Source organism: Microcoleus harperi Pol14_C6 (genome assembly GCF_036701295.1).
GTDB lineage: Bacteria > Cyanobacteriota > Cyanobacteriia > Cyanobacteriales > Microcoleaceae > Microcoleus.
In genome coordinates, this window is record NZ_JAUBQN010000015.1 from 111999 (window position 1) to 129332 (window position 17334).

Genomic DNA, 17334 nt, shown 5'->3' on the forward strand with positions numbered 1-17334 from the left:
AGCTTCCCTAGCGCGGACTTTTTTTCACTTGACAATGGGTGTGGGATGAGTTTGGCTCAAGGGAATCTCAATAATCAACTCAGTTCCCTCTCCGGGGGCAGAAATGCAAGTCAATTTGCCGCCGTGTTGTTCTACCACAATTTCATGGCTAATCGCCAAACCTATCCCCGCACCTTTGCCCACCGGTTTTGTGGTAAAAAACGGCTCAAAAATTTTCTGGCGAACTTTTTCTTCCATGCCCCAACCGTTGTCCTCGATCCGAACTGCTACGGCTTTTTCTCCGGGACAAAGTTCAGTGACAATCCGAATTTGTCCGTACTTAACTGGCTCTTCGCCGCCGCCCTGCGATAAATTATTGTTGACAAAGGCCTCTTCGAGAGCATCAATTGCATTTGCCAGTACATTCATAAATACTTGGTTGATTTGAACTGCGTAACACTCAACCAAAGGCAGAGAGCCATATTTTTTGATGAGATGAATTGCTGGGCGATCGGGCTTCGGTTTGAGTCGGTTGCTCAAAATCAGCAAAGCACTGTCTAATCCGTCGTGAATGTCAACTGGTTTAATCTCTGCTTCGTCAATTCTAGAGAAATTTCGCAGCGACTGAACTATCTCTCGGATGCGGTTAGCTCCTACTTTCATTGAACCCAGCAACTTGGGTAAGTCTTCAACTATAAACTCTAATTCTACTGCTTCTATTTGTGCTTGAATTTCTGGCGAAGGCGAAGGATAGTGCTGCTCGTAAAGCTGCAATAAATTCAGCATTTTGTGACTGTATTCGTTGGCATAACTAAGATTTCCATAGATAAAGTTAATCGGGTTAGTGACTTCATAAGCTACCGCCGCCACCAACTGGCCCAAACTTGACATTCTTTCGCTTTGCACTAATTGAGTTTGCGCCCGCTTAAGCTCGGACATTGCTGTTTTTAAATTAGCAGTTTTTTCGCGTTCTCGGGCGACTGATGCTTCTAGTGCTGTATTTAATTTTTCGAGTTTGTCAACTTGGCGCAGCACTATATTAATCATTGCTTTTTTCAGTTCCAATGCAGCGTCTATTTCGCATTGTTTCCAAGGCAACGATTTGTACCTCACATTTTCTTTCCACAGCTCGAAGGATTTCCGAGGAGACAGTCGAGGGTTGCCATCTTCATCGGTTTCAACTGGTTTGTTGGGGTTTCCCGCCCAATTTACCGTCTTAATTACTTCGGGGCGAAACCACAAAATGTATATTTTCTGAGTCGGCGATATTGCTATAGCCAAACACCCGCTAGCCGTGTCTTTAAATTCCTCAGCTTCAGGATAGCATTTGGTCAGCGAGTCTGTATAAAAAATTTCTTTATTTAAATGCTTTTGCACCCACTGAGTTAAGTATTTGAGGGATTCTCCTTGAGGTGTTTGCCCGACTCGATAGCAATTGTCCCCAAATACTATTGCGGCTCCCCGGGCGTTGACTGCTTCTAGCAAATTATGCTGACATTTAACTAACACTTGTGACAAGTTTTCGGACGTGGATATGTCTTCAAAAATTTTGGTCTGAATCGATTTCAAGTGTAATTTGTAGTCGTAGTCTTCGTTTCCTTCTTTTGATTGCAGTTCTAAGGACATTACTTGCCCGATAAATTCGCAAGCTGCGCGCAATTCATAGTTGAGGTGTTTTGGTGTATAGTTGTGGCAAGCAATCAATCCCCACAGTTTTTTGTCTTTGATTAATGAGATTGACATCGAAGCTGCAACGCCCATATTTTGCAGGTATTCTATGTGAATGGGAGAAACGCTTCTCAACACGCTGAAACTGAGGTTTTGAGACTGGGTGGTAACAGCATTGTTTCCTGAAACAAGGGGGACGGGTTGATAATTAACATCGGGGATCAACCTCAGCCAATTTAACGTATACAGTTGTCGGGCTTGTTTGGGAATATCTGAGCTGGGGTAGTTTAATCCCAAGAAAGGACTTAGGTTTTCTGCTTTAGCTTCAGCGATCACAGCGCCGTTGCCTTCGCAGTCAAATTGATAGAGCATAACTCGATCAAAACCAGATATTTTTCTGACTTCTTCTACAGTTATTTGAGATAATTCTTTGAGATTTGGGGCGCTTTGAATTTTACTGACAGTGGCTCTCACTGAATGATAAAAACTAAAAACAGAAATATTTTCTGGGTTTGTGGCTAATTCCAACTCGACAATCAATACGTCTTCTACTCGGTGGAGGATGCAGTCAAATTCTAAATACTTACCTTTGTTTGTGACAGAGAGTTTAATGGGATTAACGGTTTTTAAGTTTTCATTACGCAAACAAAGATTGAGTTTTTTTAGTTGAACTCGATTGAATAATACGCTCAAATTTTTACCGATCGCACTTTTGGCATCAATTCCTAACAAGTCTGGCATATTTTCGCTGACTTGCAGTATTTCTAGTTCAGGTTCTCGTACCACAAGTAGCACCCCGTGTGGCTGAATGTGCCCCGATATATGAATGGGTTCTCTGTCGCAGTTTGTCAAGTCAACTTCTTCGAGTGCGGGAATTGTGATTTGTTGATCCATTTGCTTTGTCTTCCGCTGTAAAATTTGGAGATAGTTCTATTGATTTGAGATTTGAGAGCAAATTGGCTTTTCCATAAAAATCTCATATTGTTCGATCGCATAACGGCTCGATCCCTTGACGGACACGGAGAATCAATCACCCGATACTCAGCGAATCAAAAATGATTTAGTCGAAAACCAGCCTGCAGTATGTGTTGCTGTTATACCAGCCTCAGCCTTCTAGAAATTTTACCGACTTGGCTCTTCTATACTATCGCTTCCCGATATTAATTATCATAGCAATTGTTGCCATTCTTCAAGTATGTTTAATAATTTCCCCAAACTTTAATATTTGTGGTAAAATTTTGCCTGCTGGAAAAGGGGGAGAGAAATGCGTCTCCAGAGCGGCCTACTTACTGAAATATTAAGTTAAGGTAATGGTGACAAGATCTGAAAGTCAAGTCACGCTAAGCTCTTTAAGTATACCCAACAGGCCCGACAATTAGACTGATGATCGACTTCAATACAGTTACTGAATTTTCTCATACCTACTGCATAGCTATCTGTGCCTTTTTAGTTCCGGCAAACTTGCTGACTACTTTGCAGACAGCGATTTTGATAGGACTAAACCGACCTCGAATGCAAATTTGGGCGTCTGTGGTTGTCGCCAGCCTTTGGGCTACAGCAATGATATTTCACGTTTTCACCTGGTTCGCGATCGGGGTAGTCATGCCTCCGACATACATCTTGCTAGTTATGGCAATCACCTGTCTGACAATTAATGTCTGGGCGATCGCTCATCCTGCAAGCATGATGCAATTAATTCGAGTTGCGGTATCAGTGGTTAGGGGAGTTTTCACAAGGAAGAAGGATTTAGTTACCTAAGAGAGAAAGATCTAATTATCTAGGAACTCAAAAAGAATTTGGCAGGGGGGTAGTGTGAAATGTTTCAGGGAAAATATTGGTTTCAAAAGAAAGTTTTTCGGGTGGCAAATCGTGCTGCCGAGGGCTGAGTTTTCAGCGGTTATTCCGGTTCGCGATCGCGACAATCTTCTGTTTCCGGACCGCGGGGATGGATCGTGCAATTGAGCAGGTAGCCGCCGTCGCTTCTACCATAATAGTAGCGACATCCGATGCAAATTGCTGGAGGTTCGATCGCACTTTGGTAAACCGGATAATCTCCACTCGCCAGCAGCGAAAAGTCCCGCTGCGTCTGAACATTCCCGATAATAGCGCCGGAGAGTTCGACAGCTTGGCGGATGTTTTCGATCCTGGTGTAAGGCGGCAGGTAAATGTCAATGCAAAGGCGTAGGCCCTGGCTATCCCGATCGTGGCTGGTAATAGTGCCTCCGAGCAAACCGACGCGCGAAGCAATAGCCGAGGAAAATTCGCTCAGGGAGGTGCAGTAACCGGAGAAAACGTGAATATGTTCGTCCGTAGTAGCTCTCACAGTCAGGCGAGTCGGAATTCGCAATCTCAGGTAAGCGTCGAGTTCGTCAAAAACCGGTTCGGCGAGGGAGAGCATTTGGTTTGCGTCTTCGTGGTTGAGCCCAAAACCCTTAGAAACCTTTGACACGAGGGCTGCTAAAATATCAAAAACTTCGGTTAAGAGCGATTGTAGCCTGCTATCAATGGCGATCGGACATTCTCTGAGCAGCTTGAAATAATCCTCCAACCGATGAGCAATTCGCTGAATGCTGCTAAATCCGAGCATAGCTGCTCCCCCCTTAATCGAGTGCGAGGCTCGGATGAGCTGGTGTATTCTTTGGGGAGCTGGCACGGTATTTTGCATATCTTGCAAGCCTTGTTCGATAATTTGGATCTGTTCTGTGGCTTCTTCGATAAAGTAGCCGATGATCCGCTGTAGTTGTTCTGGCAACATAATTTTATTCTCCGAAAGGGACCCGAGTATCATTAGTCCATTAGTCATTAGTGATTAGTCAGACATTTGATAGTTTGGAACCAATATTTAAGCGACGAGTTATTTTTGTTTTTAAGCCCTAATCTGTTTTATTCTGACTCACGCCAACGGTAGTGGCAATGTTGAAAAATGTTAACTCTTAACTGTTGACAGTGATTTTTTTTGCTCCAACGGTAGCGGTTGCCACCCCCAAAAGCAGCACCGCAGCACCTGCGAGTACCGCCGGCGCTGGCATTTCCCCAAACAGCAAATAACCCAACCAACTCGCCCCAACCGGTTCAAACAAGATGGCAAGAGTTACCAGAGTTGGGGAAATCTGTACTACGGCCCAGTTCAAAATAGTGTGGCCGACTAACTGAGGCAAAGCGGCCGTTAACAAAATATAAAAATATACAATGTGGGGATAATTGGTATAAGTAGTGCCGAGGGCGAAGGGGAGAGGCAGCAGGACGATCGCAGCAACAGTATAGGCGATCGCGATATAGCCACCAATTCCCAGTCCCCGCCGCTGAGCTTCCCGGCCCAGCAGCAAATACAAGCTGACAGCCCAGGAACCAGCCAGAGCAAGGAAATCACCCAGCAGTTGGCTGCTGCCAGCATGGGCTGCGCCCGTGCTTCCGAGGGCGATCGCCATTCCCCCAGTCAGGGCTATACTAATGCCAGCGATCGACATTTTGCTGAGTTTTTCGCCGAACCAGAAGCGCGACAACAGCGCTACCCAGACAGGATTAGTGGTGACGAGGGCAGTTGAGGCGGCGATCGAAGTATAAGAAAGTGAGGTAATCCACAGCGCAAAGTGCAGGGCGAGACACAAACCCGCACCAGCAGCATAGCGCCGAGATCCCGGTTGCAGGGTGTTCCACTGAATTTTCCGCCAAGCAGGAAGCAGAATTAAAGCAGATAAAGTCAGACGAGAAGCCGCAAGTACCAGACTGAAACCGAAGCCGCCCGCCCCTGCTTTCAAGTTAGCCAGCCGAATTAAGATTGAGGAAGTTGAGACGGCTAAAACGCCGATAATTAACACTAGGGCGATCGACCAATTAGGTGCTGGTTTCGGAAGATTCATTTTTTAGCCATTGGGCATTGGGCATTGGGCATTGCGAAAATTTACAAAGCAATTTTCGCACAAATTATGAATAATTTCTATTGTCTTCTTCTCCTCTCTTCTCCTCTCTTCTTCTCTCTTCCTTCGTGACAAGAGCGGTAACTCGGCGTTTTGCTAACGGGCCTTCGCGGTTCGTAAAAAAAACCGACCGCTAATCATGAAAAATTACTATACTCAAAAAAAGTCAATGTAGAGTGTGCCTAAAATTACCTGACCTCTGTTATAGTTTCAATACCGCAAAAAACAAATTACCCACTTACAATTTATAACTATCTATGGCTCCTACTGTTTTGATTACAGGCGCTTCTCAAGGAAGTGGCAAAGCAACAGCAATTTTATTTGCAAGTAAAGGTTACGATGTAGTGATGGTAGCTCGCCAGCCAGAGAGATTGGCAGCCGCAGCGGCTCAAGTACAGCGAGAAGGCACTTCCGCTGTAGCTATTCCAGGGGATGTTGGCGACATTCACCAAGTGCGGGCGATCGTCCAAAAAGCCCTAGATGCCTGCGGCAACATCGATGTTTTAGTTAACAATGCTGGCATTTGTCTCACGGGGGCGATCGAGCACACTACCTCCGAAGACTGGCAGCAATTAATGAATACCAATTTTTGGGGCTGCGTTAACACAATTCAAGAAATTTTGCCACATTTTCTGCAACGAAAAACTGGCACAATAGTCAATGTTGGTTCTATTGGGGGCAAAATGCCTTTGCCTCAAATGACTGCTTATTGTGCCAGCAAATATGCAGTAACCGGTTTAACAGAAAGTTTGCGATTGGAATTAGCACCTCAAGGTATTCACGTTTGCGCCGTGCATCCGGGCCTGATTAATAGCGATTTTTTAGAAAGAGCTCAATTTCGCGATCGAGACGAACCCGCAGTCGAATTGCGCCGTCAGCAAATGAGCAAAATGCTGAAATCTGAGTGGGCCACTCAGCCAGAAGATATTGCTAAAGCTATCTGGGATGCTGTGAAAAATCAGCGTGCAGAAGTTACCGTCGGTCCTGCTTTTTTGGCGTCGGAAGCTTATCGGTTGTTCCCCGGTTTGATGCAGTGGGCAATGGAAAAGGGCAAGTTATAATCCTAAGTGGTAATGGATAATTGGTAATTGGTAAGGTACCCAGGGCGCACCAGACAAATTATTAGTAACGCGCCTGAGTCCTAGGGGCCACTTCCCTTGAATATATACAACTAAAGAAAGAGACTGTTAAACCCGGCCCGAACACTATAATGGCAAACAAACCAGGAAACACCACCATGCAAATCAAAGCACTAGCAGCTAAAAAAACAGGGGGGTTGCTTGAAGAATACAAATTCGATGTCGAACCTCCCAAAGTACATGAATGTCTGATAAAAGTGTTAACTTGCGGCATCTGTCACTCTGACTTGCACATGATTGACAACGATTGGGGTCAATCAAAATATCCCCTCGTTCCCGGCCACGAAGTTATCGGAGAAGTGGCAGAAATTGGGCCACAAGTGACTCATTTAAAAGTGGGCGATCGCGTTGGTGTCGGCTGGCAAAGGTCGTCTTGTTTGCACTGCCGCGACTGCTTGCGCGGTAACGAAAATCTCTGCGATGAAAATCAGGGATTAATTGTTACAGGCCCGGGAGGTTTTGCCGATTATTTGATGGTAGATTCCCGCTTTGCTTTTCCTATTCCCAAAGGCATCGATTCCCAAATAGCGGGGCCGCTGTTGTGCGGCGGAATTACGGTTTATGCCGGTTTGCGGAATGCGGGGATGAGTTCCGGGCAAGAAATTGGCATTCTCGGCATCGGCGGTTTGGGACACATGGCGGTGCAATTTGCGAAAAAATTAGGCAACCGCGTTACAGTTTTTACTACTTCCCAAGATAAGGCAGAATTTGCACAGAAAATGGGGGCGGACGAAGCTATTGTAGTAGGAAAAGGCGAAATTCCTCAAGCCCCCAGCAGCAAATTAGATATTTTGTTGAGCACTGTTCCTGCTGCTTTAGATTGGGTTCCGTACATTGATTTTCTCGATTCTGACGGTGCGCTTGCTTTTGTGGGAGTTCCCGACGCACCGTTGAGCATTCCCTTGTTTCCGTTGCTGACAAAGCGGCGCCGAATTATGGCTTCGCCGATCGGCGGTCGCGCTATGATTAATGAAATGCTGTCAATTGCAGAGAAGTTTGGGATTGAGCCGATTGTCGAAGTTTTTGCGATCGCACAAGCGAATGAAGCAGTGCAGAAAGTCCGGGACAATCAAGTGCGCTATCGCGCAGTTTTGACGGTGAGTTAGATAATGAGTAGTCGGTAAGGTGCGCCTAGCGCACCCTACTAAAAATATATAAGCAACGAATTAAAGCAAAGCACTAGCATTAATCAAACGACCGTTTAAATCGGCTGGGGTCACATTCAAAACAGTACCCAACAAAGCATTAGTAAAACCAAATCTAATATTAGTAGCTTCCACACGGCCGTTGCCATCAGGATCGAGACTTTGCCGCGATATCCCGCCCTTGGCTAACAAACTCGTTCCCCCCGTTACAGTTGCAGGATCGATCAGCAGCAGTCTCGGATCGTTTAAGCTATAACTTACGTCTTCCAAGGAGATATTGCTGCTGGTAAATGCCACACTAATTCCAATCGAATCGCTAGACTTATCAAAATCCACAATTACCGCGTCAGAAACTTCAATTCCAACTAATCTATTTCCCGCTTGATCGACCCTCAAAACAAATACATCGCTACCTGCACCACCTTGGTAAATATCAACGTCTCTGTCGCCAATTAAAGTATCATTACCGTCACCGCCTACTAACAAATCAACATCTTGTCCTCCGCGCACCAAATCATTTCCCGCACCCCCATTCAGGAAATCGCTATTTCTATCTCCTGTCAAGAAATCCTCGCCAGTTTCTCCTAACACATCGTCATCATCTTTGCCACCGTAAATAGAATCACTGCCGACACCGCCTAACACGCTGTCTTTACCATCGTTGCCAAAAATCCGTTCTGCATCTGACGATCCCGTGACAGTATCATTCCCGCCCAGCATCCAAAGTCCCCCAGGAAAACTAGCAAGTTGTCCTAGTGCAAGTGTAATATTTTCAGAAGAATTGTCTCCTAACAAACGAGAGATGTCTGAATTATCTGGTGTGAGTACCATAGTTGTAAACTTTGTGCGATGTCAGCATGGATATTGTTCAATATTCTACAGTTTAGTAGGGTGCGCCCGAACACCGTTACTTTCTCACTCGCGATCGAGCAATAGTTGGCGAACCCTACTAGACAGAGCGATCGCTCCATCTTGGCACAACCCTGATGGAAATGGAAATACCTTAGATTAAAATAAAAGTTAAAATTTGATCCCATGCCAATTATCTTAGTCCAAGACTTGAGCAAAGTTTATCCGGTAGCGATTAAAGAACCGGGGCTTAAAGGAACAGTGCGGCACTTTTTTAGTCGCACTTACCGCAATGTCAAAGCAGTTGAGGGCGTTTCTTTCAGTATTGAACCTGGGGAAGTAGTGGGGTTTCTCGGTGCTAACGGTGCGGGCAAAACTACTACGCTGAAAATGCTGACGGGTTTGATTTATCCGTCTGCGGGTACAGTGAGAGTGTGCGATCGCACTCCTTTTCGTCGGGAAGCAGATTTTCTGCAAAGAATCACCTTAGTGATGGGCCAGAAACAGCAGTTAATTTGGGATTTACCTGTGCTTGACTCTCTGCGAATCAATGCCGCTGTCTACGGCATCCCCGATACAGATTATCGGCGGCGAGTCGGAGAATTGACAGAAATGCTGTCATTAGAAGGCAAGTTAAATCAGGCGGTACGAAAGCTTTCTTTAGGCGAACGCATGAAAGCTGAATTGATGGCGGCGCTGCTGCACCAGCCGGAAGTATTATTTTTAGATGAACCGACTTTAGGTTTGGATATAAACGCACAGTTTAGCGTCAGGCAATTTCTGCGAGAATATAACGAGCGCTATCAAGCAACGGTGCTGTTGACGAGCCATTACATGGCGGACATTACTGCTTTGTGCAAGCGCGTTTTATTGATCCATGAAGGGCAATTAGTTTATGATGGCAGTTTAGACGGATTGCTCGACAGGTTTGCACCTTATCGGGAAGTTCAGGTAAAATTAGCTAAGCCGCTGGCAAAAAATAGTGCTTTTGCTTACGGCGAGGTAGAATCTATTGAGGGACAATCGGTGCGTTTTTTAGTGAAAAGGGAAGAGCTGACGGTGAGCGTGGCGAAAATTTTGGCGGAGTTGGAAGTGATAGATTTGACTGTTACTGATCCGCCAATTGAAGAGGTAATCGGTCGCGTTTTCCGCACGGGAAAAGTGTAATGTTTTTGGCGGGTTCATTCTCCATAAAAGGCAACTTATCTATTTTACTAAAGTTTCAAGGATTTTTGGAACGGGCATCTTTCCCGTTGCTAAAAATGAAAAATTTAACAGGCAAGATGCCTGTTCCCCTAGAGTTTCAATGTTGTGTGTAACGGGCATCTTGCCCGTTGCTAACACCGAAAAATTAAATCTAAAATTGATATGACAAAATCAATCAAAATTGCTAAAACTTTGTTATTTACCTACTACGCTTATATGCTCGAATACCGGGCAGAATTGTTTTTGTGGGCCCTGTCGGGAGCTTTGCCATTTATCTTGATGGGTGTTTGGATGCAGGCGGCCAAGACTGGTCAATTTGGGCTGAATTCCCTCGACTTTGCCCGTTATTTTTTAGCCACTTTCATTGTCAGGCAAGTAAATGTAGTTTGGGTAGTTTGGGAGTTTGAAAAGGAAGTAGTGCAAGGCAAGCTATCTAATAGATTGTTGCAGCCTCTCGATCCCGTATGGCACCACTTCGTATCTCACGTTTCCGAAAGGTTTGCAAGGCTGCCCTTTGTATTCGGATTAGTGCTGCTATTTTTTGCAATTTACCCGCAGTCTTTTTGGCTGCCGAGTTTGGGCAGGTTTTTGCTATTTTTGTTGGTTATCGTCTTGACTTTTTGTTTGCGGTTTCTGATACAGTATACTTTTGCGCTGTTTGCTTTTTGGCTGGAAAGGGCAAGTGCGATCGAGCAATTCTGGTCTTTAATTTACCTGTTTTTATCGGGAATTACCGCGCCGTTAGAAGTGTTTCCCGCACCCGTGCGCGAAGTAGTTTTGTGGACGCCTTTTCCTTATTTGATTCATTTTCCCGCTTCAATCTTGATCGGATTGCCCGTAGATGTAGGCCGCAGTTTGTTGGTAATGTTGGGTTGGGCTGCGGTGTTTTTTGTGTGGAATCGCTGGCTTTGGCGGCAGGGCTTGAAGCAGTATTCGAGCATGGGAGCTTAAATAATAATTAAAAATTAGAAAACTGTAAGGTGCGTCACAGTAAAAATGTTAATCGTTTTGTCAAAAACACTTAGCGGATGCACCATTCTTAACTGTGAAGAAAATCTAAAATTTAAAATCGACTGACGCGCCTACTTAAGTCGATCGCACACATCATGCAAAAATGCAATCGAAAGTATTCGACAATTGCATAAATACCCATTTTTTGTATATATAAGTACAAAAGTTTATAATAAAGTCTTATATTAATAAACCCAACGACTGATAAACGGGATAAAAGAGATTCTAATGACAGCCAAAAAAAACCTCATTGTAATCGGCAATGGCATGGTAGGTCACAAGTTCCTAGAGTTAATGGTCAGCTCGGATGCTGCCAAACACTGGAATTTAATTACTTTTTGTGAAGAACCGCGCGTTGCTTACGATCGCGTAAACCTCAGCGGATTTTTCTCTGGCAAAACAGCGGGAGATTTATCTTTAGTTGCACCGGGATTTTACCAAGAAAACGGCATCCAAATTTACATCGGCGACAAAGCAGTCGCCATTAACCGGGAACAAAAAACAGTCTCTTCAGCCAACGGTTTAGAAGTTCCCTACGACAAAATTGTTCTTGCGACCGGTTCCTATCCATTTGTGCCATCAATTAAAGGCAAAGACGCTACAGGAACTTTTGTTTACCGGACAATTGACGACCTGGAAGCGATGTCAGATTACGCTAAAAATTGCCGAATTGGTGTAGTAATTGGCGGCGGCTTGTTAGGTCTAGAATGTGCCAATGCTCTGCAAAATATGGGATTAAAGACTCATGTTGTTGAGTTTGCATCGCGGCTGATGCCCGTGCAAGTGGACGAGATGGGCGGTGCAATTCTTCGCAGCAAAATAGAAGAGTTGGGGGTTTCGGTTCATACCAGCAAATCTACCACAGAAATTGTTAGCGAAGATGGCAAAGTTACTAAAATGCTGTTTGCTGATGGTTCGGAATTGGCAACAGATATGATTGTCTTTTCTGCTGGCATTCGCCCCCGCGATGAAATTGCCAGAAGTTGCGGTATAGAAGTAGGAGAACGCGGTGGCATCATCATAAATGATAGCTGCAAAACCTCCGATCCTGACATTTATGCGATCGGAGAATGTGCGCTTTATCAAAATCGCATCTACGGCTTAGTTGCGCCTGGGTATACAATGGCAAGCGTAGCAGCAGATATTTTGAGCCGTGCAGCCGATGGGCGGCAGGATGCCACCGCTACAAGCACTTTTACAGGTGCGGATATGTCTACTAAACTCAAATTATTGGGGGTGGATGTCGCTAGTTTTGGAGATCCTTTTCCCAAGTCTGCCGATACTAAAGAGATTGTTGTAACTGATACCTTCCAAGGCATTTACAAAAAATTAGTTTTAAATCAAGACGGCAGTCTAATTTTAGGCGGAATTCTCGTGGGAGATGCTTCGGCTTACGGCACGTTGCTGCAATTCATGCAAAATGAAATTGCTCTGCCACCGCATCCCGAAGATTTGTTAATGCCACCGCGAGAAGGGGGAGTACCGGCGGGTTTTGGAGTAGACAGTTTGCCTGATTCGGCTCAAATTTGTTCTTGCAATAATGTTACCAAGGGGCAGATTTGTGAAGCGATTCGCGATCGCAATTTAACCGATGTTGCCAGCGTCAAGAAATGCACTCAAGCTGGGACTGGCTGCGGCGGGTGCGTGCCTTTAGTGACGGATATCTTCAAGTCGGAGATGAAAAAAGCTGGGTTCGCAGTCAAAAATAATCTTTGCGAACATTTTGAATATTCTCGTCAAGAATTGTACCATTTAGTGCGTTCTCAAGAGATTAAAACCTTTGAGGAGTTGATTGAAAGACATGGCAAAGGTAAGGGTTGCGAAATTTGCAAGCCGGCTGTTGGTTCGATGTTGGCTTCTACTTGGAATGACCATATTTTAGAGAAGTCTCACGTCGGCTTGCAAGATACGAACGATTACTTTTTGGCCAACATTCAGCGCGATGGTACTTATTCGGTGGTGCCGCGAATACCGGGGGGAGAAATTACTCCCGATAAGCTGATTGTTTTGGGTGAAGTTGCCAGGGATTTTGGACTTTATACTAAGATTACTGGCGGGCAACGGATTGATTTGTTTGGAGCTCGCGTGGATCAATTGCCGCATATTTGGCGTAGGTTGATTGATGCGGGATTTGAGTCGGGACACGCTTACGGTAAGGCTCTGCGTACTGTAAAATCTTGTGTGGGTAGCACTTGGTGCCGCTTTGGGGTGCAGGATTCAACGAGTTTGGCGATCGAGGTTGAATTGCGGTATCGCGGTTTGCGATCGCCCCACAAGCTCAAATCTGCTGTTTCTGGTTGCACTCGCGAATGCGCGGAAGCTCAAAGCAAGGATTTTGGGATAATTGCGACGGAGAATGGTTGGAATTTGTATGTGTGCGGCAACGGTGGCATTAAGCCGCAGCACGCCGTTTTGCTGGCGACTGATATCGATAAGGAAACACTGATTAAGTATATCGATCGATTCTTGGTTTTCTACATCCGCACGGCAGATAGATTGGAACGCACTGCTACTTGGTTGAATAAGCTTGAGGGCGGGATTGAATACTTGAAACAGGTGATAATTGAGGATTCTCTGGGCATTTGTGCTGAATTAGAAGCGCAGATGGAACATTTAGTGAATACTTATCAATGTGAGTGGAAAACGACGATTGAAGATCCACAAAAGGTGCTGCGGTTCCAGCATTTTGTGAATTCCGATTTGCCCGATCCGAGTATTGTTCGTGTTGCGGAACGGGGACAAACGCGGCCTGCTAACGAACATGAAAAGGCTCTGGTTGGAGTTTCGGAATAATCCCTCCCCAGCCCTCCCCTTGAATCAGGGGAGGGAGCAAGATTTAATCTCGCTTAATCTCGTTCCCAGGCTCTGCCTGGGAATGAAGTCCCGGAGGCTCGGCCTCCTAAAACCGTGAGCCAGAGTCTCCTTCAGCGAGGCAGAGCCTCGAAACCTACGTTCCCAGCCGGAGACTGGGAATGAAATTAAAGTAAATTAACAGGAAAAGAAGATGGTTCAATCATTACAAGTTTCCGATACAGTAACAACTTGGGTAGATGTGTGTTCTCTCGATGCGATCGCCCCTTATACTGGAGTTTGTGCTTTAGTTAAAGGCGAACAAGTGGCGATTTTCCGAGTGGGAAACGGAGATGAAGTTTATGCGCTTAGCAATTACGACCCGTTTAGCAAAGCTTTTGTTTTGTCGCGGGGACTTGTGGGCGATCGCAACGGCACTCTCAAAGTTGCTTCTCCCATTTACAAACAAAACTTTAGTCTGACTACCGGGCAATGTCTCGATGATGAAACGGTAAAGATTCCTACTTTTGCGGTTCGGGTTGCAGCCGATCGCGTCCAAGTAGCTATTAGCTAGATTCAGCGGCTTAATTGGTCGAGCGCCATCCGCCAACACCTAACATTTCTCTGGGTGGTGGCGGATTTTGCATTGGGACGCGACCCCGTAGTTGTGGTATAAAATGGAGTTAATCAGCGACCTACTCCAGGAAGGCTCACCAAACTCTAAACTAATACTGGATATGGTTTCGGATTTTGAATGCAAACAAACTTCACGGGCAGGGTATCGGTATGTTGTTAAAAAAACTTGTTTCCGAAAATAATCCCCAGACTGTAGCAGAGTTAATCCATGCCCAACTCAAAATCGGTCAACTGACTTGGGGCGAACTCAAGGCACAAGTTTTCGACCAGCACTGGCGGGACGAATCTTTGCACGAGGTCCTCAGAGAAATTTCAGCCAAGCTCGACAAAGAAACAGCAAGCGAAATTATAGAATATCTCACCGAACAAAACGGTCAACAAGAAAAATTTATTAATTTATTTTTAGCGGCGCAATGCCTGTTAAAAAATAAAAATGATGTTAATAAAAAAACCGAAAAAAAACTGTTAAACGCTTTAAAAAAGTTATCGCAATACGGCACGGGTTTCCTGATTCTTTATCAAAGCGCTCAAGAATTGCAGGAAATTTATCAAATTCGCAATAGATCGATCGCGTCGATCGCCCAAACTTGGAAAAACGACCCGCAAACCCTGCCCTGGCTGAAAATACTCGCTCACTCCACCGACTGTGGCGAAGTCAGAGCCACAGCAGTCGAAGCAATAGCCCGCGGTTGGCCAGACCAGCCAGAAATTTACCTGATGCTCAAAAACCTCGCCCAATCCGATCGAAGCTGGGCAGTGCGATCGACCTGTGTGCGAGAAATGGGTTGTGGTTGGCCAGACACGAGCGATACCTTGTCGCTGCTGAGTGTCCTCGCTCAGTTCGATCAAAGTCCCGCAGTCCGCACCGCAGCAGTCGAACAGTTGGCCTCTCATTGGCCCGATCGCACAGATACCTTACTGCTGCTGAGGAACGCCGCCGAATCCGACGAAAATTTGGGAGTGCGAGTCGCTGCGTGGCAAGAAATAGCCAGAGGTTGGCACAGCGTTTTAGGCACGCCCTCCCTGCTCAAAAACCTTGCCCAGACAGGAAGTTCTATCCTGCGAACAGTAGCGGTGCGGGAGTTGGCAGCGGGCTGGCCTGCCACAGCCGACGTTTGCCTGCTGCTGAAAACCCTAGCCGAATCCGACAGCAGCAAAGAAGTACGGACAGCAGCTTTAGAAGAATTGGCTTCACACTGGCCTGGCGAGCCCGACATTTACCCGCTGCTGAAAACTAAAGCCGAGTCCGACGCGAGTTCGAGCGTCCGACGGGCAGCAGTGCAAGCAATTGCCTCTGGCTGGCCCGCGAACCCCGAAACTCTGACTTTTTTGAAAAATATAGCATTGGGCGATCGCGACGCCGACCTGCGAGAAATAGCCCTAAAACAGATAGCCGCAGGTTGGCCCGACCACCCAGAAACCCTGCCCCTGCTGCAAAAAATAGCTGATTCCGAAGATTACTGGACGGTGCGACAAGTAGTAGTGGAAGCTGTCGCCACACTGCCGTCACCCCGTCTCGAAGTCTTTACTTGGTTGCAAAATCTCGCCGAGTCAGACAGACACCTGAACGTCCGAGAAACTGCCGTGGAAGAGATCGCAAAACGCTGGTCTCACCGGGGCGAGACGCTGCCTTTCCTCAAAAGCCTGGTCGAGTCAGAGCAAGATTCTCACTTGCTGAGCGTGCTGGTGCGGGCGATCGTGCGGGGGTGGCCCGACGACCAGGAAACCTTGCCTTGGCTGAAAATTCAGCTCAATTCTAGCGATGCCCTGGTCCGCCCAGCGGCGGTGCTTGAACTTGCTTACAACTGGCCGGACAACCCTGAAACTTGGATGCTGCTGGAGGCAAAAGCAGAGGGCGATGAGAGTCCGGCTGTCAGGCAAATGGCTTTGCAAAAGTTAGCCCGGGCGCGGACAAATCAGTCTCAAACTTTCGAGTGGCTCAAAAGTAGAGCTCAAAAAGATGAAGATTCGCAGGTGCGGGCGATCGCCCTGGTAGAGTTAATGCGGGGATGGAAAGACGAGCCGGGAATGTTTGAGTTTTTGCGCGATCGGGCTTTGAGCGATGTTGACAATCAAAACGGTTCTTTTCCTTACAATCCCAGATTTACAGCGCTCGAAGCGATTATCGAACATTATCCCGAAAATCCGGGAGTTGTGCCGTTGTTGCGATCGCTCGCAGTTTCCGACGCCGACGAGCAAATCCGGGCCTTAGCGGGTCGCCGGCTACGCAGTCAAGATTGGTAAGATGAAATGTGTTAGCATCGGAATTATTCCTATCTCTATTCTCGACCTCTGCGTGAATCAGCATCAATCCCTTGTCATCTGCGGCTGGATAAATTCTCTTTTTTGACCGCAGATACAGGCAGATAAACACAGATTAACGCAGAGGAATTAGATGGATTCCGGTTTCACCATCTGTGATTGTTGCCTGTTGACTGGACTTTACTATTCCGATGCTACCGGAATTGATATAACTGGAAACAATCCTTTAGGCACTTCAGAAAATTAATCATACCTGCTCTTCCACCCTTGCTAAAGAGTTACCGTGCGATGCTCGCTTTTTAGCGCGGATTAATAAGACTCTGGCGACTTACGAACTGGTGGCAGTTGAGAAACAAGAGGGGCAGATTGCTCAGGCTGTGAATTGTCGCCCGTGGTCAGAGTGAATTGAGCACGGTGGCGACATCTCGGCGTTGTTTGATATCTGCTGCGGTTATCCGGATGATATCAATTCCGCCTGTGCCGGAATGATCTAGCTATGGTTTTTGGCCACCCGTGAAAACAAGTGAGCTCTTTAATCAAAAAAGGTTGCTTAAGAAGAACTTAGCAGCACTGAAATAATATGAATTGTAACAAGGAACTTTCGCGATATATCGAGTTACGACATTAGCTCGTGGCCGAAGCAACATCTTCTGTAATATCAGGTTCGGATAATTAGTTATAATTAAGGGCAGCCGATTCACAGGGAGGCCAAACCCCCTATGCCAAAAAAAG

The 17334-nt window shown here is 46.1% G+C and carries 12 protein-coding genes; 8 read left to right on the forward strand and 4 right to left on the reverse strand.

Annotated features, from left to right (window positions below):
* Positions 1–24 precede the first annotated feature (24 nt).
* On the reverse strand, positions 25–2541 hold the full coding sequence (locus tag QUA27_RS13045; RefSeq protein WP_333068429.1) for an ATP-binding protein: 2517 nt from the start codon (positions 2539–2541) through the stop codon (positions 25–27).
* Positions 2542–3030: 489 nt separating this feature from the next.
* On the opposite strand from QUA27_RS13045, the gene QUA27_RS13050 reads away from it, so the two are divergent.
* A complete protein-coding gene (locus tag QUA27_RS13050; protein WP_333068430.1) occupies positions 3031–3405 on the forward strand; it encodes a hypothetical protein in 375 nt (124 codons plus the stop codon).
* 139 nt (positions 3406–3544) lie between these two features.
* On the opposite strand, the gene QUA27_RS13055 is transcribed toward QUA27_RS13050, so the two are convergent.
* Together QUA27_RS13055 and QUA27_RS13060 are read right to left on the reverse strand one after the other, a co-directional pair.
* Positions 3545–4402 carry an Hpt domain-containing protein gene (locus tag QUA27_RS13055; protein ID WP_333068431.1) on the reverse strand — a complete coding sequence of 286 codons (858 nt, stop codon included), beginning with the start codon at positions 4400–4402 and terminating at the stop codon, positions 3545–3547.
* Between the two features lie 178 nt (positions 4403–4580).
* Positions 4581–5507 carry a DMT family transporter gene (locus QUA27_RS13060; RefSeq protein WP_333068432.1) on the reverse strand — a complete coding sequence of 309 codons (927 nt, stop codon included), beginning with the start codon at positions 5505–5507 and terminating at the stop codon, positions 4581–4583.
* Between the two features lie 314 nt (positions 5508–5821).
* Between QUA27_RS13060 and QUA27_RS13065 the strand changes: the two genes are divergently transcribed.
* A complete protein-coding gene (locus QUA27_RS13065) occupies positions 5822–6625 on the forward strand; it encodes an SDR family NAD(P)-dependent oxidoreductase (protein ID WP_333068433.1) in 804 nt (267 codons plus the stop codon).
* Between the two features lie 176 nt (positions 6626–6801).
* Entirely contained in the window at positions 6802–7809 is a 1008-nt protein-coding gene (locus QUA27_RS13070) for an NAD(P)-dependent alcohol dehydrogenase (RefSeq protein ID WP_333068434.1), read from the forward strand.
* Between the two features lie 60 nt (positions 7810–7869).
* On the opposite strand, the gene QUA27_RS13075 is transcribed toward QUA27_RS13070, so the two are convergent.
* Positions 7870–8679: a calcium-binding protein gene (locus QUA27_RS13075; protein ID WP_333068435.1), complete on the reverse strand. Its 810-nt coding sequence runs from the start codon at positions 8677–8679 to the stop codon at positions 7870–7872.
* 204 nt (positions 8680–8883) lie between these two features.
* Here QUA27_RS13075 and QUA27_RS13080 point away from each other — a divergent pair, with 204 nt between their 5' ends.
* From QUA27_RS13080 to QUA27_RS13100, 5 genes are all read left to right on the forward strand, one after another.
* Positions 8884–9864 (forward strand): ABC transporter ATP-binding protein, encoded by a 981-nt coding sequence (locus QUA27_RS13080; RefSeq protein WP_333068436.1) that lies wholly within the window; start codon positions 8884–8886, stop codon positions 9862–9864.
* A 201-nt stretch (positions 9865–10065) separates the two neighbouring features.
* Positions 10066–10854, forward strand: coding sequence for an ABC transporter permease (locus QUA27_RS13085; RefSeq protein WP_333068437.1), 789 nt, complete (start codon positions 10066–10068; stop codon positions 10852–10854).
* A gap of 288 nt (positions 10855–11142) precedes the next feature.
* Positions 11143–13707 carry a nitrite reductase large subunit NirB gene (nirB, locus tag QUA27_RS13090; RefSeq protein WP_333068438.1) on the forward strand — a complete coding sequence of 855 codons (2565 nt, stop codon included), beginning with the start codon at positions 11143–11145 and terminating at the stop codon, positions 13705–13707.
* Positions 13708–13918: 211 nt separating this feature from the next.
* Positions 13919–14278: a nitrite reductase small subunit NirD gene (gene nirD, locus QUA27_RS13095; protein ID WP_333068439.1), complete on the forward strand. Its 360-nt coding sequence runs from the start codon at positions 13919–13921 to the stop codon at positions 14276–14278.
* A 212-nt stretch (positions 14279–14490) separates the two neighbouring features.
* Positions 14491–16584, forward strand: coding sequence for a HEAT repeat domain-containing protein (locus tag QUA27_RS13100; RefSeq protein ID WP_333068440.1), 2094 nt, complete (start codon positions 14491–14493; stop codon positions 16582–16584).
* The last annotated feature ends 750 nt before the right edge of the window (positions 16585–17334 follow it).